This window comes from Actinoplanes awajinensis subsp. mycoplanecinus, assembly GCF_001509495.1.
GTDB lineage: Bacteria > Actinomycetota > Actinomycetes > Mycobacteriales > Micromonosporaceae > Actinoplanes > Actinoplanes palleronii.
The window spans coordinates 1-19,784 of sequence record NZ_LLZH01000012.1; the positions used below are offsets into that span (position 1 = coordinate 1).

Genomic DNA, 19,784 nt, shown 5'->3' on the forward strand with positions numbered 1-19,784 from the left:
ACCTCAGGCCACGGCTTCGGCTGCATCGACATAACCCCACAATCTATCGATACACCAACGGAAACGGCACACCCACAAATTAACCAACAGGGTCTGCGGACGGGCGCTCCGTATCCGTACCGAAGAAGGGTTGACCGGAACTGAACAGCGGACCCTGCGGTGTAACACGTCGGAAACACGCACCCTAGGATCACCCGGTGACAATGCTTGACATCATCGGTTGGCTCGGTTCCGCGCTGCTCGTCTGGTCCCTGCTGCAGGCTCGGCTGCTGCGGCTGCGTGCCCTCAACCTGGCCGGCTGCCTGGTCCTCATCGGATTCAACGCGGCGCTCGGCGTCTGGCCCATGGTCGGGCTCAACGTCGTGCTCACCGTTATCAACGTCTGGTACCTGTGGCGGATGCTCGCGACCCGGCACGACGAGACCACGTATCAGGTGGTGGAGGTCGGTATCGGCGACGAGTTCCTGGCGCACACGCTGCGGCTGCACGGCGACGACATCGCGAAGTTCAACCCGGGATTCTCCGCGCCGGACGTGCTGCGGCCCGGCGCGGCGGCGTTCCTCGTGGTGAGCGGGGACGAGGTGGTCGGCGTGGTGGTGTTCCGCGAAGCCGGCGACGGGGTCGCGCAGGTGGAGCTCGACTACGTGACGCAGCGCTACCGGGATTTCACCCCGGGCGAGTTCGTGTATCGACGGAGCCGATATTTCGCCGAGCGCGGCTGGCACAAAGTGATCACCCCGCCGGGGATGCGGGCGCCGTATTACGACCGGCTGGACTTCCAGCGGCAGGACGACTCGTACGTGCTGGAGCTGGCCCGCTAGCGCCCTCGTCAGCCGGGCGGCGAGGTCGTGGGTCGCCGGGCCGCCGCCCTGCTGAGCGCTGGCGCGATGGTGTCCCTGCTCGTGGCACGGCGCGGACTGCCACCGTCCGACCGACCGGCGTCCATCGGGGGCGAACGGTCATCCCGGCGGCAGGCACGCGGCGGCCAGGGCCTGCAGGTCGATGTGTGGCATTGTCCGCCGCTGACCGCCTTCGGTCACCTCGACCAGCGGGCTGGTCGACAGCAGGCTGTCTAGCCGGACGGCCCGTTGCGCGGGTTCCTCCTCCCAGACCGACTGCTCGATCGCCTGCAGGTGCGGCACGATGAAGCCGATACGGCCCGATGGAACCAGGACGACCAGGACCCGGCCCGGCTGGCCGTCGTCGGGCGGGACGTGGCCGACCATGGTGGTCAGGCAGAGCAGCGGGATGGCCTGGTTCCGGTGTGTGAAGACCCCGCGTACGCCGGGAAAGTGACCGGTCAGCGGGACGACGTGCTCGGGGTAGGGCAGGATCTCGTTGATCTGGTCGAGGAGGGTTGCCACGTCCACGCCGGCGTTGTAGGTGAGGAAGGTCCGCGGGGTGAAGGCGGCCTCAGCGTCTGCTGTGCCCGCGTTCTGGTGTGTACCCGTCGCGATGCCTAGTGCGGCCAGCGCGCGCAGGCCGGGATCGCGGCGCAGTTCCTCCTCGTCCAGGATCAGGTAGTGCCGGTCCCCGCGGTCGGTCACGATGCCGCTCAGCGCGTGGGGCACCGACACGGCGAACGGGGGCAGCGGCAGGATCTCGCGGTCGGGCACCATGACGATCTGTTTCACCTCGGTGACCGCGAAGACCAGAAGGCCCTCGTCGAAGGCCAGCGCCACGCCGCGATCGGCCTTGGTAGTGTTCAGGCTGCCGAGCCCGAGGTGGATCAGCGGGTCCAGTACGGCCACCTCGTGACCGCCGATGACCACCACGCCCAGGACCGCTCCGCCGCTCATCGGTGACGGCCTCACCTGCAGTTCGGGAATGACCGAGTGGACCCGGTTGACATCGATGCACAACCCGATCGCCGCGGTGTTGAGCAGGATGATGGTGCGCAGCGTGTCGGCCGCCCCCATGTCCTCGTCGGTGTCCTCGCCGGTCGAGGTCTCGACGACGCGCACGGCCGGCAGGCCTGGCAGCCGGCGTACCGCTGCGCTGTTCAGCAGGCTCACCACGCTGCGGTCGTCGGGCCGTTCGAAGATGTCGGTGGTGAGCCCGGTGCCGTCGGCGGAGGCGCATCGTCCGCTCCGGTCGACCACGCCCCGGACGTCACTGGCGAGCAGGCCGAAGATGTGCTCCTCGTGAATCACCACGACGATGATGCCCATCGGCACGTCGTCGTCGGCCACTCCGATGGTGGGCCTCAGGTCTAGCACGGGTACTACCTGGTGGCGGAGGTTCACCGCTCCTATCAGGCCGGCGACACCGGCGGCGAGTGGTTCGAAGGTGGCCGGCCGTGGGATCACCTCCCGCAGTTCCTCCAACGGCAGTGCGAACTGGAAGTCCGCGATCGCGAAGACACCGCACTTGCCGTCACGGATGCCTGCACCGGCGCGGGCCAGGCCGGTGGTGGTCACTGCACGTCGCTGGTCAGCTCGACGATCAGGGACTGCACGGTCTCCGACTCGTTCTGCTGGTCGTCGGTGCCTGTCATGATGCGGCCGATGGTCTCGCCGGTACGGTCGACGCTGATCAGGATGTCGTTGAAGGCCTCCTGCGCCCGGCGCGACACCTGTGCGCCCTGTTCGACGCGGGCCGCCGACTCCTTGATCAGGCGGCCGATCTCGCGAGCCGCCTCGGACGAGCGTTCGGCGAGCTTGCGGACCTCACCGGCCACGACGGAGAACCCGATGCCGTGCTCACCGGCCCGAGCGGCCTCGATCGAGGCGTTGAACGCCAGCAGGTTGGTCTGCCCGGCGATCTCACCGATCACCTGCACGATGGAGGCGATCTCGCCCGCCGACTTCTCCATCAGGTCGATCGCCTCGATGGAGTTGCCCACCTCCTTGTTACCGCGGGTGGCGTTGGCCTGCGTCTGCTGGGCCAGTTCGCTGGCCACCCGGGCATTGGTCACGATCTGATCGGTGGAGGTGCCCAGCCGATTGATCGACTCGTTCATCGCCTCGGACTTGTCAGCCAGGCGTTCGCGCAAGCGCACCTGCTGGGTCACGTCGTAGGCGTACTTGACCACCTTGGCGGGCGCGCCCTTGAGGTCGAAAATCGGGTTATACGCCGCCTTGAGGTACACCGTCCGGTGGAACTTGCCGACCCGCTCGAACTCGCCGGCGATGAACTCGCCACGGCTCAGCCGCAGCCAGAAGTCCCGGTACTCCTCGGAGACCATGTACTCCGGTGTGCAGAACATGCTGTGGTGCTGACTGACGACCTCCCGCAGCGAATATCCGGTGGTCCGCAGGAAGTTGTCGTTGGCCCACAACACATTGCCCTCGAGGTCGAACTCGATGACGGCCTGGGCCTGGTTGATCGCGCTGACCTTGCTCTCGAACTCGGCGTTGCGGGTCTTGGTCTCGGTGACGTCGAGCGCGAACTTTACGATCTTGAAAGGCAGGCCCTGAACGTCGTAGATCGGGTTGTAGCTGGCCTGGATCCAAATCTCCCGGCCGTCCTTGTCGATCCGCTTGTACTCGCCGGACTGAAACTCGCCACGGCGCAGCCGGTCCCAGAACGCCCCGTACTCCTCCTGGGCCGCGTGATCCGGATCGACGAAGATCCGGTGATGCTTGCCGCGAACCTCCTCGATCGAGTAGCCGGTCAGGTCGAGGAAATTGCGGTTGGCTTCGAGGATCTGTCCGTCCAGATCGAATTCGACCACTGCCTGCGATCGGCTGATCGCGTTGACCTTGCCCTCGTACTCGGCGTTGCGCATCTTGGCGGCGGTGACGTCGGTGGCGAACTTGACCACCTTGAACGGCCGCCCGTTGAGATCGAAGATCGGGTTGTAGGTGGCGCTGAGCCACACCTCTCGCGGCCACCTCGTCCGACCCGCATGTACTCACCGGACTCGAACTCACCGCGGGCCAACCGGTCCCAGAAGGAACGGTACTCGTCGCTGGCCCCGTCCTTGGGCGTGACGAAGATCCGATGGTGCTTGCCCTTGATCTCGTCGACGTTGGTGTAGCCCATGGTCTGCAGGAACGACCGGTTAGCCGTGATCACCGTGCCGTCGAGCTCGAACTCGATGACCGCCTGGGCGCGGTCGATCGCGTTGACCTTGCCCTCGTACTCGGCGTTGCGCATCTTGACGGCGGTGACGTCGGTGGCGAACTTGACCACCTTGAACGGCCGCCCGTTGAGATCGAAGATCGGGTTGTAGGTGGCGCTGAGCCACACCTCACGGCCACCTCACGGCCACCCTTGCCGATCCGCATGTACTCGCCGGACTCGAGCTCGCCGCGGGCCAGGCCCTGCCAGAACGCCCGGTAGGCGTTACCACGGGCTTCCTCGGGCAGGACGAACATGCGGTGGTGCTTGCCGAGGACTTCCTCCAAGGTGTACCCGACGGTCTTCAGGAAGTTCTCGTTGGCATCCAGGATGTTGCCCTCGAGGTCGAACTCGATGACCGCCTGCGCCTTGCTGATCGCCTTGACCTTGCCCTGGTACTCGGCGTTGCGCATCTTGGACTCGGTGACGTCCATGGCGTACTTGATGATCTTGAAGGGTCGTCCTTCGAGATCGAAGATCGGATTGTACGAAGCGCGCAACCACAACTCTCGGCCGCCACGACCGATCCGCTTGTACTGGCCCACCTCGAACTCGCCCTGCGCCAGCTGCTCCCAGAACTTGATGTACTCGGGGCTCTCGGCGTACTTGTCCTCCACGAACATGCGGTGGTGCTGGCCCACCACGTCGCCGAGGGCGTACCCGGTGAGGTTGAGGAAGTTGTCGTTCGCGGTGAGGACCACCCCGTCGAGGTCGAACTCGATCACCGCCTGGGCCCGGTCGATGGCGGCGCCCTTGCCGCGCAACTCCGCCATCTGGCGCCGGTCGTCGGTGATGTCGTACGCCGTCACCAGGATGGACTCCGGTTCCCGGCCGCCGTCACCGATGGGGCCGACATTGAACCGGAGCCAGCGCTGCCGGCCGCCGGAATCGATGATCGGGTTGACCTGCTCGATGTTCTTGCCGCTGCGGGCCTCGTCGAGCAGGTTGTCCACCACCTGCGAGGGCAGCCGCCACAACGCCTCGAGCCGCTGGCCCACCACCTCACGCGGCGGCCGGTCGGTCGTGTCCAGCACCTTCTCGTTCAGCATGCTGATGACGCCGTTCTTGGCGTTCAGCACCACGATCAGCCGCTCGGAGGTGAGTAGCCGGAACGCCGACCGCTGCAAGGCGTCCGAGGCGTCCGAGTCGACGATGAAGGAAGGATGCGACACAGCGAGCTCCTCGGCAAGGGCTGAGCGAAGGCAGGACTCCTTCCCCCCTTCGACCGCGTTCCGGCTCGCCTTAGCCCTGGGGTCGGGCTAGGCCTGATCGTCGGCACGGCTGCTCAGCCGGCCGGAGATACGGCTCGTTCGCGGGCGACGGCCCGCACCGTGGGTGCCAGCGCTCCGGCGATCACCGCGTAGCCCGCGCTCGACGGATGGAACAGGTCGGCGCTGAACAGGCCGCGGTCGCGCCCGAAGCCGTCGGTCGAGCTCGCGCGGGACAGTCTCGAATTCTTCGTCCGCAAGCGGTCCGGAACCGGCGAATCGATCAGCGGCGCGTCGTACGACACCCTCAAGTCCCCCGCCGCACACCGCATCACCATCGCCGTCGTCGACGACATCGCCACGGTCCGCATCGACGGCGGCAGGTGTACGCATCGGTGCTCAACGAGCCGGGCGTCAGCAAAGGCCGTGTGCAACTCGGCATGTCCAACCGTGGCGCAAAGAACGCTCAGATCCTGTTCACCGGCCTCACCGTCGAGCCGCTGTGACAGCGACGTTCTCACCGGGCTGACCGGGCCTTGACCGACATCCCCTCCGGGAACCACTGTCGTGTTACCGGCGCAAGCCCATAAAGATTGATTGTCTGCAATATCACGCTGCGTTGCCATGTCGTCACGAATCGACTAGAGCTGAGTTGTTGGTTCGAGGCTGGGAGGTCGCTCGTGTGCGGAATCGTGGGCTGGGTCAGCTATCGGCGGGATCTGCGGCACGAGGGCGCGGTGCTGCGTGCCATGGCGGCAACGATGAGCCTCCGCGGTCCCGACGCGGAAGGGATTTGGCTCGATCAGCATGCCGGGCTCGGCCATCGCCGGCTCGCGGTGATCGACCTCGAGACCGGCGCGCAGCCGATGACCGTCGAGCACGACAGGGCGACGATCGCCGCGGTCACCTACAGCGGCGAGATCTACAACTACCGCGAGCTGCGGACCGAGTTGCGCGGGCTCGGCCATCACTTCCGTACGGCCAGCGACACCGAGGTCCTGCTGCGGGCGTACCTGCAATGGGGTTCCTCCTTCGTCGAACGACTCAACGGGATGTACGCGTTCGGGCTCTGGGACCCGCGCGACCAGGTACTGCTGCTGGCCCGCGACCGCATGGGGATCAAGCCGCTCTTCTATCGCCCGACGGCCGACGGCGTGGTGTTCGCCTCCGAGCCCAAGGGGGTGCTGGCCCACCCGCAGGTCCCGGCCGTCGTCGACAGCGACGGCCTGCGTGAGCTGCTCGGCATGGTGAAGACCCCAGGTCACGGCGTGTACCGGGACCTGCGGGAGGTGCGCCCGGGCGAACTGGTCCGGATCGATCACTCCGGCGTGCGCGCCGTCCGGTACTGGACGCTCACCGCCCGCGAGCACACCGACGACCAGGCGACGACCGTCCGGACCGTCCGCGAACTGCTCGACGACATCGTCGAACGGCAGCTGATCGCGGACGTACCCTTGGGGGTCCTGCTCTCCGGCGGCCTGGACTCCTCGGCCATCACCGCTCTCGCCGCGAAGGCGCTCGGCGCCTCCGGGGCCGGACCGGTGCGTTCCTTCGCGGTGGACTTCGTGGGACAGACCGAGAACTTCCGCTCCGACGAAATGCGCGACACGCCCGACACCCCGTTCGTGCACGAGGTGGCGAGCCACGTCGGCGCCGACCACACCGACATCGTCCTCGACTCGCCGGCGCTGATGGACCCGCTCTACCGCAGCGCGGTCCTCACCGCCTCGGATCTGCCGTCCGCGCTGGGCGACATGTACACCTCGCTGTACCTGTTGTTCCGTGCCGTCCGGGAACGGTCCACGGTCGCGCTGTCCGGTGAGTCGGCCGACGAGGTGTTCGGCGGCTACCGCTGGTTCCACGATCCGGCCGTCATCGCCGCCGACACGTTCCCCTGGGTGGCCGCGATCCGGGCGCTCGCGCCCGGACCCGAACTCCAGCTCTTCACCCCGGACATCACCGATAAACTCGATCTGGCCGGTTACCAGGACGCGGCCTACCGGCAGGCGCTCACCGAGGTCGAGCACCTGCCCGGCGAGTCCCCGCAGGAATACCGGATGCGCGAGGTCAGCTACCTGCACCTGACCCGCTTCGTGCAGATCCTGCTGGACCGCAAGGACCGGATGAGCATGGCGCACGGCCTGGAGGTGCGAGTGCCGTTCTGTGATCACCGCCTGGTCGAGTACGTCTACAACGCCCCGTGGCAGCTGAAGACGTTCGACGGACGCGAGAAGAGCCTGCTGCGGGCCGCCACCGCGGACGTGTTGCCGGCCTCCGTGGTGGCCCGGCGCAAGAGCCCCTACCCGTCCACCCAGGATCCGGCCTACGAGCAGATGCTGCGGACGCAGACCCGTGCCGTGCTGACCGATCCCGGCTCCCCGCTGCGTCCGCTGATCGACGTCCGGGCCGCCCGCCGGCTCATGGACGGCGGCTATGAGGGCAGCTCGTTCGGTATCGCCCGCCGGGGCATGGAGATGCTGCTGAGCCTCGACGAGTGGCTCACCAGGTACCCGGTGAGCCTGCAACTCGACTAGCGGAGATGTCCGGCACGGCCAGACCATGCAGCAGGACCCACGGCACTCCACCACCACTTTTCGTACGGATGTGGAGGCCGTGCCCGTCGTCCAGCCGGACGTGCCGGCTGACGAAGCCCTGTTCCGGCCGAGGCGCCGCGTGAACGAGCCGGCGCTCGGCGGCGGTCATCCGGGCGATGCGGCGCCGCAACCGTTTCACCGCCCGTCGCAGCTCAGGTGCGCAACCGCGCGCAGAGAACCGGGTCCGCCCGACCGGGCCGGCCCCGGCCGTCACGCCCGCAACCCCCGGGCCGTCCCCGGCCGCCGTCGGAGGAATACTGAGTTCTTCCCGGAGAAAGGGCTGACCGATGGAGTACCGCACCCTGGGTGGCACCGGCACCATCGTTTCGACGCTGTGCCTGGGCACCATGACGTTCGGCAACGAGAGCAGCGAGGAGGTGTCGCACACCCAGCTCGACCGGTTCGTCGAGGCCGGCGGCAACTTCGTCGACACCGCCAACGTCTACTCGCAGGGCCTCTCCGAAGAGGTCATCGGCCGCTGGCTGGCGGCCCGATCCGGCGTACGCGATCAGGTTGTCATCGCCACCAAGGGCCGGTTCCCGATGGGTGACGACCCCAACTCGGCCGGATTGACCAGGCTGAACCTGTCCCGGGCGCTCGACGCGAGCCTGCGCCGCCTCGGCGTCGAAACCATCGATCTCTACCAGGCGCACGCCTGGGACCCGCTGACGCCGATCGAGGAGACGCTCGCGTTCTTCGACCACGCCGTCCGCGCTGGCAAGATCCGCTATGTGGGGGTCAGCAACTTCCTCGGCTGGCAGCTGCAGAAGGCAGCCCTGATCGCCCAGTTCCGCGGCCTCGCTCCCATCGTCACGCTCCAGCCGCAGTACAACCTGCTGGTACGGGAGATCGAATTCGAACTGGTCGACGTGTGCCGCAATGAGAACATCGGCATCCTGCCCTGGTCACCGCTGGGCGGCGGCTGGCTCACCGGCAAGTACCAGCGCGACAGCCGGCCCACCGGCGCCTCGCGTCTGGGCGAGGATCCGGGCCGAGGTATGGAAGCCTACGGTCCGCGCAACTCCGACACCCGTACCTGGCACATTCTCGACGCTGTCCGCAGCGTCGCCGCTGAACGCGGCGCGTCGATGTCGCAGGTCGCGCTCGCCTGGCTCGCCGACCGCCCCGCGGTGACCTCCGTGATCCTCGGTGCTCGCACGCTGGAGCAGCTCGACGACAACCTCGGCGCCGCGGGACTGCACCTGTCGGACAAGGAGACCGCACTGCTCACCGAGGCCAGCACCCCGGTGGTCGGCGAGTATCCGTACGGCCCGCTCGGCGTCGCCCAGCGTGACCGGCGCATCTGAGGGCCGTTCTGAGGACCGGCTCCGGCAGACTCCGGGCCTGGCGTGGCAAGATCAGTGTTTTCTTGAGCGTCTGTTCAAGGCCGCCAGAAGTTGCGGTAGGCCGACGATAGTGACCGCCGTGGAACGACGGAATCTTCTCCGGGCGGCCGCAGTCGCCCCAGCAGCAGCGCTGATCCCCACCCCGGCGCTGGCCTACGACGCCAGCAGCAAGAACGGCGGCAGGTCCGACAGCGCAAGCCCCCGGTTCGCGCTCGCGGTCCTGCCCGACACCCAATACCTCTTCGACGCGGACTCGGCCGACCCGGCTCCGCTGCGCGAGACGTTCGACTTCCTGCTGCGCGAGCGCGGCGGCGAGGACAACGTCGCGTTCATGACCCATCTGGGCGACGTCACCGAGCACGGAACCGAGCAGGAGATCGCGCTGGCCGGCCAGACGTTCAAGGCGCTCGACGGCAAGCTGCCGTACAGCGTCCTCGGCGGCAACCACGACGTGAGCGGCGACGACCAGCGCGGCTCCACCCCGTACCTCAAGACTTTCGGCCCTTCGCGGTTCAAGCACCAGCCGTCGTTCCTCGGCGCGACCGCGGACGGCTACAACAGCGCGCACGTGTTCAAGGCCGCGGGCAGGCAGTGGCTGGTGCTGGCGCTCGACTGGCGCATCTCCGACCAGGGCATCGCGTGGGCGCAGGGCGTGCTCACGGCACACCCGACGCTGCCGGCGATCGTCACCACCCACGACATCGCGTTCGCCGACGACAACGGCCAGGCGTACCTGTCGGACAACGGCCGGCGCCTCTGGGACCACCTGATCAAGGCCAACGACCAGGTGTTCCTTGCGCTCGGTGGCCACTACTGGCCGCCCGGCCGCACGGTCCTCAAGAACGACGCCGGACACGACGTCCACGTCCACATCACCAACTACCAGGACCGCTACTACGGCGGCGCCGCGATGATCCGGCTCTACCACTTCGACCTCGAGCGCAACCGGGTCGACGTGGAGACGTTCGCGCCCTGGTTCCTGGCCCGCGACCCCGCCAGGCGTACGCCGCTGGAGGCCGAGACCATCGAGCTGACCTCGGACGTCAACCGGTTCAGTCTCGACGTCGACTTCGACGAGCGGTTCGCCGCGTTCGCGCCGCCCGCGCTGCCCAAGCCGCGCCCGGCGGCCCAGGTCGTCGACCGCCATACGGTCGCGTACTGGCGGTTCGACCAGGCCGGGCAGTCGGTCGCCGACGGCGCCCAGGTCAAGGACTGGACGGGCAAGGGCAATGACCTGACCGTACGCCGGCTGGCCAACAGCACCGCCGAGACGCTCACCCTGGCGGCCGACCACCACGAGGGCGCCCCGGCGCACGCGAGCCTCAAATTCGACGGCGGCAAGAACCCCGACCGCGGAGCGATCCTGCAAACCGGCCCGAACGCCCCCGTGAACAGCATGAAGTTCCTCGGCGGCTACACGATCGAGCTGTTCATGAAGCTCCCCGACCCGTACGAGGGCGACCACTCGTGGATGGGCGTGTTCTCCTGGGAGGGCCGCAGCGGCGACGCCGGCAAGCACGCCGGATACAGCGAGACCGAGACGACGTGCAGCATGAACGTCACCGGTGAGCGGTTCCTGCAGTACAACGTGTACGCGCAGGTCGGCGACGTGAATCCCACCGCCTGGAGCCACGCGCTGCCCACCGGCGTCTGGCAGCACGTGGCAATCGTCAACGACGGCAAGCGCAGCGTGGTCTGGGTCGACGGTTCCAGGATCGCGCGCAACCCGAGCCGGATCACACAGGGCATCGCGACTCTGGGCCGGCCGTTCACCCTCGGCGCGAACAGCGACAACCTCTCGTACGGGCAGGGCTTTTACGGCTGGATCGGCGACGTCCGGATCAGCGACCGCGCCCTGAAGCCGTCGGAGTTCCTCCCGAACGGCCACTTCACCAGCTGAACCGCTTCCCAGACCGGCGCCAGCCGGCCACGCCGAAGCCGGGGTGCGCGGCACCATGACGCGCACCCCGCTCGGCGGCCGAAGAATGTGGCGTGCCTCGACCGCCGCCGGGCTCTCCGGTGGCATCGATGATCAGCACACAGCCCGAACTGGTCGAGCGCGATTGCCTTCCTGATCAAGTAGTCGCCGCGGCCGCCGTCGTCGCGGCGACGGCTCTCGGTGGTGACCAGCTCGATGATCATCTCCGCGCTGTGGCCATGGATCCCGCCTTCGACGCTCGACTGCCGGCGCCGGTGGAAGGCCTGGCCAGTGCAGCGCTCGAAGCGCTCGGGTCGGTCGCCGACCGGTGGCGTCGGGAACGGTCCAAAGACACTGACGCCGCCGAAGCAGGTCGGATGATCGCCGCACTCTCGCAGGTCCTTGCCCATATCAGTGTGGTGGATGACCTCGACGCGATCTGGAATGACGCCTGTGACCACGGGGCGGACGGGGAAGTTCCCGAAGGCACTCCCCCAGGCATCCAGCACCTCGCCTCCTTGCTGCGCATCCACGGTTCCGTGATGGGCGGAGGCTTGGCCTTCGCCTTGGAGGTCAACGAACCTTTCGGGTCAGGCGCGCCATCGATGCCCTGAACTATTTCGGGCTGGCTGTGGCAGCGGAGCTCTTGGAAGACACCCTGGGGCGCAGTTCGAGGGGCGAGGACTCCAATGCGTGGCCCACCGACGACGACTTCGACGGCCTGACCGACGGCGACGTGCTGGAGACTGCTTTCAGGGTAAAGGTGCTCGAGGTCCCAGCCGACTTCGGCCGGGCATGACGGGTGGGCCGGTCAGCGTCTCGGCATAGCCGCGAGTGTCGTGCGCTCGCGTCCGAGGCCGATGGGGTCCTCCCTGATGAACCATGGCGCTGGGCTGACTGCGGCGTCGAGTCAGTCGGATCCGACTGCTGTGGATGCTCAGCTTGCCGGCCGACACGCCGATGGTAGCGGCGAGCACTCGTCTTGAAGGGGAGCAGCGGATGGGCCTGCAGCAGGCAAGTGCGGTGTCGACGCGCCGGCCCTTCCACGGATCGCTGATCGAGCAGGTACTGGCCGAGCGTGCCGTTTTTCCGGTGTTCCAGCCGATCGTGGATCTGGTCACGCAGGACGTCGTCGGGGTCGAGGCGCTGGCACGTGGCCCGGCGGGTTCCGCGCTGGAGTTTCCTGATGCGCTGTTCGCCGCTGCGATCGAGGCAGGGCTGTTGACGGAGCTGGATCAGCTGTGCTGTTCCCGTGCCCTGGAAATCGCCCGGGACGCGGGCCCCGTCGTGCCGCCGCTGGTTTTCGTCAACGCTGAGCCGGCCGGGCTGAGCCGGCCGATGTCACCGGAACTCAAAGCGGTGATCTACGGCGGTCTGGCGTTCCGTATCGTGCTGGAGTTCACCGAGCGTGCGCTGACCAGCCGTCCTGCCGCGTTGCTGCGAGTGGCCGACGCCGTACATGCGGCCGGTAACGCGGTCGCGTTGGACGACGTCGGCGCCGATCCTGCTTCGCTGGCGTTCCTACCGCTGATCGAGCCTGAGGTCGTCAAGCTCGATATGCACCTGATTCGCCACCCCTACGCGGCCGGCACGCATGCGACGGCCGCCGCCGTGTGCGGATACGCCGACCGCAGCGGTGCCGTCGTTCTCGCCGAAGGCGTGGAGACACCCGAGGACGCGGTGAACGCCTTGGCTCTGGGAGCGCGGTGGGGGCAAGGCTGGCTGTTCGGCCGTCCGGGACCGCTGCAGGCACTGCTGGGCCGCCACCGGGTGGCGCATACCGGGTTCGACCGGCCGGCGTCACGCACCGTGTCAGCGTCCGATGACACACCGTTCATGATCGCTTCGCGCCGGCATCGCGTGCGCACGGCGAGCCGTCGCATGGCTGATGCGCTGCTCGGCCAGGTGGTGGCGACGGCGCTCGACCGTGGACGCGGCGGCGTCGTGGCGTGCTGTGTCAACGGGCCCGGGCCGCCGCCGGCGTGGTTGGCGGATCTGACCGGCGACGGCAACGGCTTCACCTGCCTCTGGCTGTTCAGCGGAACGCCTTTGCCCGCCACCCGAGGCGCGCATCTGCAGATACTCGACGATCGTGACCCGCTGCGGGAAGAAACCACCATCGCCGTACTCACTGAGGAGCATTCGGCGGCACTGTGCCTCAAGGCGGCCCCACAGAATGGTGGCGGCGAGGACGTAGAACTCGTGCACGCACAGGACCGAGAGACTGTGCAAGCCATCGTTCGTACGATGATGCGCCGCTTGCCGTCATGGTGAAGGCCACGGGCGCGAACCACCCGGTCAGGTAGACCCGTGCCTGCCGGCGTGCGCCGCGCGGACCGGTGTCTGCCGGCTGCCGGCGCTCACGTGCGCGGGCGTCACCCGGGGCGGCACGGTCCCGGCGCCGAGCGGCTGTTTACCCGAAGCCACGCCGGGAAGATGGCCACCATGACAGTTGACGGTCGCACCGGTCTCGTCCTGGGTGATCCGGCGTCCGCCACGCCCCTGCGGGTGGCCGCGGTGGTGCGGGCCGGGTGGGGCGCCGTGCTGCTGATCGCCCCGGTCCTGGTGCTGCGGTCCTCCGGACCGCGGCCGGTGCCCGCCGCCGCCATCAGGGTGGCGCGGTGCTCGGCGCGCGGCAGCTGGCGCAGGCAGTGGTCACCGCCGCCGCGCCGACCGGCCGGGTCGCTCTGCTGAGCGCGGCCATGGACTCCCTGCATGCGAGCACCGATATGGGGCTCGCCGTGGTGTCGGCCCGGTGGCGGCGCATCGCCCTGGTCGATGCCGTCATCACCGCCGGGCTGGCCGGGGCGGGCTGGTACGCGCGCGGGCGGCCGTAGCCGGCTGCCGGCGGTTCACGGCCGCACGGATCTTTCTTCGCCCACTCACGCTCGACTGAACGCGACAACACCGACCGGACCGTCACTCGCTGCGGGCAGCCCTCGCCGGGCCTTCCCCTGTCGCCGGCTCGCCCACGCGAACGGAGTCCGTCGGTACTGCGGCCACCTGCTGAACGAAATGCAGTAGCTCGCAGCGCGGAGCGGCGTCCGCTGAGTGTCCTACGCGGCAGGCCGATCATCGCGATCAGGCCCGGTGTGCCCACGCCCGGTGCCGTCGGTCACGGACACTCCGACGCAGCGTCACTGCGCTCACCTCGCCGGTACGGTGGGTGCCATGGCCCGGCGCTGGTGCAGCCACACGTCGAAGTCCTGGGCTGCGACCGGCCGCGAGATGAAGTAGCCCTGAACCGCGTCGCAGCCGGCTGCGCTGAGGGCCTGCCCGGTGGCGTCGTCCTCGACACCCTCGGCGACGACGCGTAGTCCCAGGTTGCGACCCAGTTCGACGGTGGATCGGACGATGACGGCGTCGCGCGCGCTGCTGGTCATGCAGCTGACGAACGACCGATCGATCTTCAGCTCCTGGACCGGCAGGTTCTTCAGGTAGGCCAGGGAGGAATATCCGGTACCGAAGTCGTCGATCGACAGGTGCACGCCCAGGGCGTGCAGCTCCTTGACGACCTGCAACGCCCGGTCGGGGTCGGTCATGATGGCGGTTTCGGTGATCTCGATGGTCAGCAGGTGCGCGGGCACCTGCCAGTACCGGAGCCGGTCGGCGACCTGACCGGGCAGCCCGAGATCGAGCAGGCCCTGTGCGGACACGTTGACGGCGATGCCGAGGTGATGGGCGTCGTCCAGCCATGAGCGGCATTGCCGCAGCGCGGTGTCGAGGACGAACCGGGTCAGTGGGTTGATCAGGCCGGTGTGTTCGGCCAACGGGATGAACTCGTCCGGCGCGATCAGGCCGTGGTCGGGGTGCTGCCAGCGGACCAGTGCCTCGGCGCCGAGCACGTCGCCGGTCCGGGCGTCGACCTTGGGCTGGTAGTGCAGGAACAACTGCCCTTGCTCGATGCCCCGGCGCAGGTCGGCGGCGAGAGTCAGCTTGCGCGGATCGGTGCTGTCCTGGCCATGGTCGAAGACCGCGAAGCCGGTGCGTTTGGCTTTGGCGGTGTACATCGCGATGTCGGCGCGTTGCAGCAACTCGTCCGGGTTGTCGCCGTGCTGCGGGTACAGCGCGGCGCCGATGCTGCCGGTCACGGTCAGGCTCAGTCCGCCGACCTCGAACGGCTTCAGCATGGCGTCGTGCAGCCGGGCCGCGGCCGCAGCGACATCGTCCGGGCTGGTGACGCCCGGCAGCAGCACGGCGAACTCGTCGCCGCCGAGACGGGCCACCGTTTCGCCGTCCCGCAGGTTGTCCCGCAAGCGCGGGGCGACCTGCATCAGGAGCTGGTCGCCGTAGTGGTGACCGAGCGTGTCGTTGACCTCCTTGAACCGGTCAAGGTCGATGAGCAGCAGCGCGGCGCCGCCGGCGGTGATCGCGGCGTTGATGTCGTCCCGCAGGCGCAGCCGGTTGGGCAGTCCGGTGAGCGCGTCGTGGGCCGCCTGGTGCGCGGCCCGGCGGAACGCCCGGGCCCGTATGCGGTACGACTGACCGACCAGTCCGGCGATACTGCATGCCGCCAGGGCCAGAATCACCACACTGCCGATCCGCGCCCGGTTGCTGCCCTGCTGCGCCAGGCGCTCGTAGTGGTCCCCGGCGTCGTCGAGCGCCGCGCGCAGAGCGGTGAAGGTCGGTTCGGCGTTGTACTCGTCGACCCGTTCGGCGGCCAGCAGTTCGCCTTCCGCCAGGAGATCGAACTCCCGGTCAGTGGCAGCGTCATAGGCCAGGAAAGCCTCCTGCACGGCAATGGCTCGCGGGTCGCCGGGATCACGCTGGGAGAAATTGGTGCCGATGGCGTCAACCGCCGCATCGATCTGCTCGCGGGCCTGTAACAGCGCCGGCGGCAGGCCCTTGGCGAGCATGGCCCGTGACTGCAGGGCGTTCTGCTGCCAGGCGGCGTTCTCGACCCTGAGCAGCAGTGCCCGCAGCTCGTTGCGGTGGGCTGCCTCCGTCTGCAGTTCGGTGATGGCAAGCGCACTACCGGCGGGCACGGCCAGTGCGGCGACGAGCATCAGCACGGCCACGCCGCGGCGCCGCAGCGCCGCTCGCCGCGGATTGTCCCGCGAACGAGGACCCCGATCCGGCGAACGCGACTCCGCCGCCAAGCCACCACCGTCGTCGCTGGAGACCTCGTTTCGCCGCGCGGTTCGGAAGGCCCACATGCCGGATCTCATCGGCACCGAGGCCGGCAGGATGAGCGAAGCCGACTTCGACGAGCGACACCCGCAGGCGCGACGGGTCAATCCTGGGCGACCTCGTCGCGTTCCGTTGCATCGCGGCCGCCGGCAGCAGGCGATCAGCTCATCGCCGGCAGGGACGGCGGCATACCAAGATCACTTGCGCACGGCGGCCGATCAGTCGAACCACACACGGTCCGGGACCGGTCCGGCAATTGACCGCCCAGTTTCACCGCCTTGTCGTCGAAGCTCACGGTGCCGATGGCACGCTGGATCATGGCGCGCCGGGACCGACAGCGACGGTTGCCGACCGCGGCGGCGCGCGGCGGCCCGGAAGCCCGGCCATGTCGTCGTCGCGGGCGGAAGCCGGCCCCCGTCAGGAACAGGAGTCCAGCCCGCGCAGCACCCCGTCACGGTACGAAGCGATCCGGTCGAACGCGCCCGTGCCGGTCTGCTCGCTCGCCCGCCCGAACGCCAGCAGGGCCGCCACGGCCTCGTCGAGGTCCCCGGGTGACAGCGTGAGACCCTGCCCCGGCTGACGTTGCAGCTGTTCGTGGGTCCACGAACCGGCCAGGCAGTCGACGGTCAGCTGGCCGCTGCGGGTGGACGTGCTCTGACCCCGGCGGTCCTGCGCGGCCCGGGCGAACAGGTCGCCGAGCAGCATCCCGACGGCGTTGTCACCGATGTTCCGGTACAGCTGCGGCCCGAGACGGCCGTTGTCGAAGGTCACGAAATCGCCGGAGGTGCAGTAGAACGCGGAACCCCCAGCGGCCGGATCGGGTGCGGGACAGGCCGGCGGCGTCCCGGTGAACGGCTCGACCCGCAGGTCTCGCCACGGCGCTCCGGTGAGCTGCGGATAGGCTCGCGACCAGTACTCCTGAGCATCGTCGGCGAGCGAGCTGACCGCTTCCGCGTAGGGCAGGTCCCCGCCGTTGGCGGCGTCCTGCCGGCTGGTGAACGGCACCTCGGTCACCGGAAGGGTGCCGGCACGGTACGCCGCGCAGGTCGCGGCGCCCTTCTGGACACCGTCCTGCAGCGCCCGGATGCGGTCGAACGCGTTGCCGTGCGCCTCGGGGGCCTGGGCCGGCGTGCCCGGCTGGTCGCGCAACTGCAGCAACCCGGCCACGGTGTTGTCGAGCTGGGCGGGCGTGACACCGCGGAATGCCGGCGAGTGCCCGGCGAGCACGTCGGCGGTCCAGGCGCCGGCGAAGCAGTCGGCCTGCTGTTCGAGCACGACGGTGGGCTGGTCGCCCAGGGCGAGCCGGGTCTGGACGGCGTGTCCGTACTCGTGGGCCAGGACGACGCCGACCAGCAACGGGCCGAACTGCTGCTGCAGCTGCGGGATCAGGGTCTGCGCGTCCCACGCGATGAAGTCGCCGTCCGGGCAGTAGAAGGCGTTCGGCTGGTACGCGGTGCGCTGGTCGCCGCACGCGGGCGGCAACGAGGTTCTGGTGTACGGGTGGTATCCGCCCCGGACCGGTACGAAGGCGGCGCCGTCACTGAGCGCCGGGTAGGCCCCGGTCCAGAATCGTTCGACGTCCTGGGCCGCGGCGGTTGCCACCTCGTTCGGCGTCCGGCCGGCGGCGGACGAGGGGCGGGAGGAGGTGCCCGCGTCAGCGGACGCCTCCGGGCGAGCCGATTCCCGCACCGTCACACAGCCGGACACCGCGGTGAGCAGCAGAGTCAGGACAACCGCGGTAAGCGCGCGGTACCGGGTCTCCGGCTGTTGCGGGTTCGGCATCGCCGCCTCCGGTCACGTCGTTGCCTCGATGCTACGTCGTGGCCCGACTAACCGGGGCCACGCACGGATATGCGCCGCCGGTGCCGCCGTCCGGCGGGTTGCTTGTCGGCGGACGACAAGCAACCGGCGAGGCGTTGGGTGCCGTCGTCTACCGGCTCCGGTGTCCTTCTTAGTCAGATGGGAGCTTCGCGAGGTTCCCGTGTGGGCCTCGACCCTCCTCGACCCCGGAGACGGCAGATGACCGCACCAGCGAGGCTCTCCCGCGTACGAAGAACAGCCGCGACCGCGCTGGGCGTGGTTCTCGCCCTGGCGCCGCTCGCCGTGGCCCGGCCGGCGGCCGCGGCGCCCCCGTTGCAGCAGGTGATGTTCGTCGGCAACAACTGGGCGGGCACCATCGACGTGATCCGGTCCACCGGAACGTACGCCCGGGTCGGCCGGATCAACGCGATACCGGACAAGAGCGAGCGCCTCTGGGCGATCTACCTGAACCCGATCGCGCTGGTCTTCTACCTGGCCATCCAGGCGGGCCCGGGGGAAGGGCACGACCAGTACGTCGACGACATGTACACCACCCCGGACGGCAGCGCCGTCGTCGTCTCCCGGCCCAGCTTCGCCGACGTCGTGCAGATCGACCTGCGCACCGGGGCGATCAACTGGCGGTTCCCGGTCTCCGGTTACCGGTCCGACCACATGGCCATCTCACCGGACGGCAAGAAGGTCGCGGTCAGCGCCTCCACGTCGAACAAGGTGCACGTGCTCGACATCGTGACCGGCCGTGAACTGGGCCAGTACGGCACGGGCGACAAGCCGCACGAGAACATCTTCAGCAAGGACGGCAGGTACATCTGGACCATGTCGATCGGTGACGTGAACACGTCGCTCGACGACCCGTCGCAGGACTGGACCAAGGGCGACCGGAAGATCACCGTCGCGGACGCGACCACCTACGCGGTGGTCAGGTCCATCGACATGCGGACCAGGCTGGACGCCGCCGGCCGTGCCGACCTGTCCGACGCGATCCGCCCCGCGGTCTTCAGCCCGGACGAGTCCAAGCTGTACTTCCAGCTCTCGTTCTTCGCCGGCCTGGCCGAGTACGACGTGGCCACCGATAAGATCACCAGGGTGGCCGACATGCCGAAGAACCCGGCCACCAGCGCCGACCGCACCACCTGGGTGAACGACTCGCGGCACCACGGCCTGTCGATGGCGCCGGACGGCTCGAAGCTGTGCGTGGCCGGCACCATGGACGACTACGCCACCATCGTGTCGAGGGCCACGCTCACCGCCGGCCCGCTGATCACCGCCGACAAGCCGTATTGGGCCACGGTCAGCGGTGACGGCAAGGACTGCGTGATCTCCGAGGCGGGCGCCGACCAGGTGACCGCGATCAACTTCGCCACCGGGCAGAAGGTCACCTCGGTGGCCGTCGGCGACCATCCTCAGCGGGTCCGGGTCGGCTACGTCCCGGCCGGCTGGACCGCGCCGTAACGCGACGCCGGGTGCGGCCCGGGCGATCCGCCCGGGCCGCTGCTCACCAGGCTCGCACCGACCGGAAGGTGGTGCGGATCTGCTCGACGACGGCCGCACCCCAGTCACCGCCCTGAGCGAACCAGCCCGAGTAGCCCAGGCGGCGCATGAGGGTGCTTCGTCATCGACGACAAGCTCCGCACGGACATCGTCGAGCACGGCACCCGCACCCGGGCGGTCATCGTCAGCGACCACGACGACGAGATCGACCACT

At 68.7% G+C, this 19,784-nt stretch carries 17 protein-coding genes; 10 read left to right on the forward strand and 7 right to left on the reverse strand.

Annotated elements, in window-relative coordinates:
• Nucleotides 1-203 precede the first annotated feature (203 nt).
• On the forward strand, nt 204-821 hold the full coding sequence (locus ADL15_RS03260; RefSeq protein WP_067684998.1) for a hypothetical protein: 618 nt from the start codon (nt 204-206) through the stop codon (nt 819-821).
• A gap of 138 nt (nt 822-959) precedes the next feature.
• Here ADL15_RS03260 and ADL15_RS03265 read toward each other — a convergent pair whose 3' ends face one another.
• The 5 genes from ADL15_RS03265 to ADL15_RS54970 all read right to left on the reverse strand — a co-directional run bounded on the left by ADL15_RS03265 (nt 960) and on the right by ADL15_RS54970 (nt 5,794).
• Nucleotides 960-2,420 (reverse strand): chemotaxis protein CheW, encoded by a 1,461-nt coding sequence (locus ADL15_RS03265; RefSeq protein ID WP_067685001.1) that lies wholly within the window; start codon nt 2,418-2,420, stop codon nt 960-962.
• A complete protein-coding gene (locus ADL15_RS53920; protein ID WP_449369298.1) occupies nt 2,417-3,730 on the reverse strand; it encodes a methyl-accepting chemotaxis protein in 1,314 nt (437 codons plus the stop codon). The genes ADL15_RS03265 and ADL15_RS53920 overlap by 4 nt, the downstream gene beginning before the upstream one ends.
• Nucleotides 3,616-4,101 (reverse strand): PAS domain-containing protein, encoded by a 486-nt coding sequence (locus ADL15_RS57345; protein ID WP_449369297.1) that lies wholly within the window; start codon nt 4,099-4,101, stop codon nt 3,616-3,618. Before ADL15_RS57345 ends, ADL15_RS53920 begins: the two co-directional genes overlap by 115 nt.
• The gene (locus ADL15_RS53925) at nt 4,017-5,237 is read right to left on the reverse strand and encodes a PAS domain S-box protein (protein WP_083970863.1); all 1,221 of its coding nucleotides are present in this window, start codon (nt 5,235-5,237) and stop codon (nt 4,017-4,019) included. The genes ADL15_RS57345 and ADL15_RS53925 overlap by 85 nt, the downstream gene beginning before the upstream one ends.
• A 113-nt stretch (nt 5,238-5,350) precedes the next feature.
• The gene (locus ADL15_RS54970) at nt 5,351-5,794 is read right to left on the reverse strand and encodes a hypothetical protein (protein WP_232343874.1); all 444 of its coding nucleotides are present in this window, start codon (nt 5,792-5,794) and stop codon (nt 5,351-5,353) included.
• 159 nt (nt 5,795-5,953) lie between these two features.
• Here ADL15_RS54970 and asnB point away from each other — a divergent pair, with 159 nt between their 5' ends.
• The 8 genes from asnB (at nt 5,954) to ADL15_RS56340 (ending at nt 13,968) form a co-directional block, all read left to right on the forward strand.
• Nucleotides 5,954-7,807: an asparagine synthase (glutamine-hydrolyzing) gene (gene asnB / locus ADL15_RS03280; protein ID WP_067685005.1), complete on the forward strand. Its 1,854-nt coding sequence runs from the start codon at nt 5,954-5,956 to the stop codon at nt 7,805-7,807.
• 347 nt (nt 7,808-8,154) lie between these two features.
• The gene (locus ADL15_RS03285; RefSeq protein ID WP_067685007.1) at nt 8,155-9,174 is read left to right on the forward strand and encodes an aldo/keto reductase; all 1,020 of its coding nucleotides are present in this window, start codon (nt 8,155-8,157) and stop codon (nt 9,172-9,174) included.
• A 118-nt stretch (nt 9,175-9,292) separates the two neighbouring features.
• On the forward strand, nt 9,293-11,113 hold the full coding sequence (locus ADL15_RS03290; RefSeq protein WP_083970866.1) for a LamG-like jellyroll fold domain-containing protein: 1,821 nt from the start codon (nt 9,293-9,295) through the stop codon (nt 11,111-11,113).
• Nucleotides 11,114-11,241: 128 nt separating this feature from the next.
• Nucleotides 11,242-11,745, forward strand: a complete 504-nt coding sequence (locus ADL15_RS03295; RefSeq protein WP_067685009.1) for a hypothetical protein — start codon at nt 11,242-11,244, stop codon at nt 11,743-11,745.
• Between the two features lie 32 nt (nt 11,746-11,777).
• Entirely contained in the window at nt 11,778-11,930 is a 153-nt protein-coding gene (locus tag ADL15_RS52595; protein ID WP_157441132.1) for a hypothetical protein, read from the forward strand.
• A 200-nt stretch (nt 11,931-12,130) separates the two neighbouring features.
• Nucleotides 12,131-13,405: an EAL domain-containing protein gene (locus ADL15_RS03300; RefSeq protein ID WP_067685012.1), complete on the forward strand. Its 1,275-nt coding sequence runs from the start codon at nt 12,131-12,133 to the stop codon at nt 13,403-13,405.
• A gap of 171 nt (nt 13,406-13,576) precedes the next feature.
• The gene (locus ADL15_RS03305) at nt 13,577-13,825 is read left to right on the forward strand and encodes a hypothetical protein (protein WP_157441133.1); all 249 of its coding nucleotides are present in this window, start codon (nt 13,577-13,579) and stop codon (nt 13,823-13,825) included.
• An 8-nt stretch (nt 13,826-13,833) separates the two neighbouring features.
• On the forward strand, nt 13,834-13,968 hold the full coding sequence (locus ADL15_RS56340) for a hypothetical protein (RefSeq protein WP_269748304.1): 135 nt from the start codon (nt 13,834-13,836) through the stop codon (nt 13,966-13,968).
• A gap of 309 nt (nt 13,969-14,277) precedes the next feature.
• On the opposite strand, the gene ADL15_RS03315 is transcribed toward ADL15_RS56340, so the two are convergent.
• Nucleotides 14,278-16,149: a putative bifunctional diguanylate cyclase/phosphodiesterase gene (locus ADL15_RS03315; protein ID WP_067685017.1), complete on the reverse strand. Its 1,872-nt coding sequence runs from the start codon at nt 16,147-16,149 to the stop codon at nt 14,278-14,280.
• Nucleotides 16,150-16,678: 529 nt separating this feature from the next.
• Nucleotides 16,679-18,043, reverse strand: coding sequence for a neutral zinc metallopeptidase (locus tag ADL15_RS03320; protein WP_067685019.1), 1,365 nt, complete (start codon nt 18,041-18,043; stop codon nt 16,679-16,681).
• Between the two features lie 237 nt (nt 18,044-18,280).
• Between ADL15_RS03320 and ADL15_RS03325 the strand changes: the two genes are divergently transcribed.
• The gene (locus tag ADL15_RS03325; RefSeq protein ID WP_067685021.1) at nt 18,281-19,531 is read left to right on the forward strand and encodes a YncE family protein; all 1,251 of its coding nucleotides are present in this window, start codon (nt 18,281-18,283) and stop codon (nt 19,529-19,531) included.
• Nucleotides 19,532-19,784: the final 253 nt, after the last annotated feature.

Coding starts and splice junctions, on each gene's coding strand:
- ADL15_RS03260 (WP_067684998.1), top strand. CDS start 204: ATGCTTGACATCATCGGTTGGCTCGGTTCCGCGCTGCTCGTCTGGTCC.
- ADL15_RS03300 (WP_067685012.1), top strand. CDS start 12,131: ATGGGCCTGCAGCAGGCAAGTGCGGTGTCGACGCGCCGGCCCTTCCAC.
- ADL15_RS03285 (WP_067685007.1), top strand. CDS start 8,155: ATGGAGTACCGCACCCTGGGTGGCACCGGCACCATCGTTTCGACGCTG.
- ADL15_RS03320 (WP_067685019.1), bottom strand. CDS start 18,043: ATGCCGAACCCGCAACAGCCGGAGACCCGGTACCGCGCGCTTACCGCG.
- ADL15_RS03295 (WP_067685009.1), top strand. CDS start 11,242: ATGATCAGCACACAGCCCGAACTGGTCGAGCGCGATTGCCTTCCTGAT.
- ADL15_RS53920 (WP_449369298.1), bottom strand. CDS start 3,730: ATGCGCAACGCCGAGTACGAGGGCAAGGTCAACGCGATCAGCCGATCG.
- ADL15_RS56340 (WP_269748304.1), top strand. CDS start 13,834: ATGGACTCCCTGCATGCGAGCACCGATATGGGGCTCGCCGTGGTGTCG.
- ADL15_RS57345 (WP_449369297.1), bottom strand. CDS start 4,101: ATGCGCAACGCCGAGTACGAGGGCAAGGTCAACGCGATCGACCGCGCC.
- ADL15_RS03305 (WP_157441133.1), top strand. CDS start 13,577: ATGACAGTTGACGGTCGCACCGGTCTCGTCCTGGGTGATCCGGCGTCC.
- ADL15_RS03325 (WP_067685021.1), top strand. CDS start 18,281: ATGACCGCACCAGCGAGGCTCTCCCGCGTACGAAGAACAGCCGCGACC.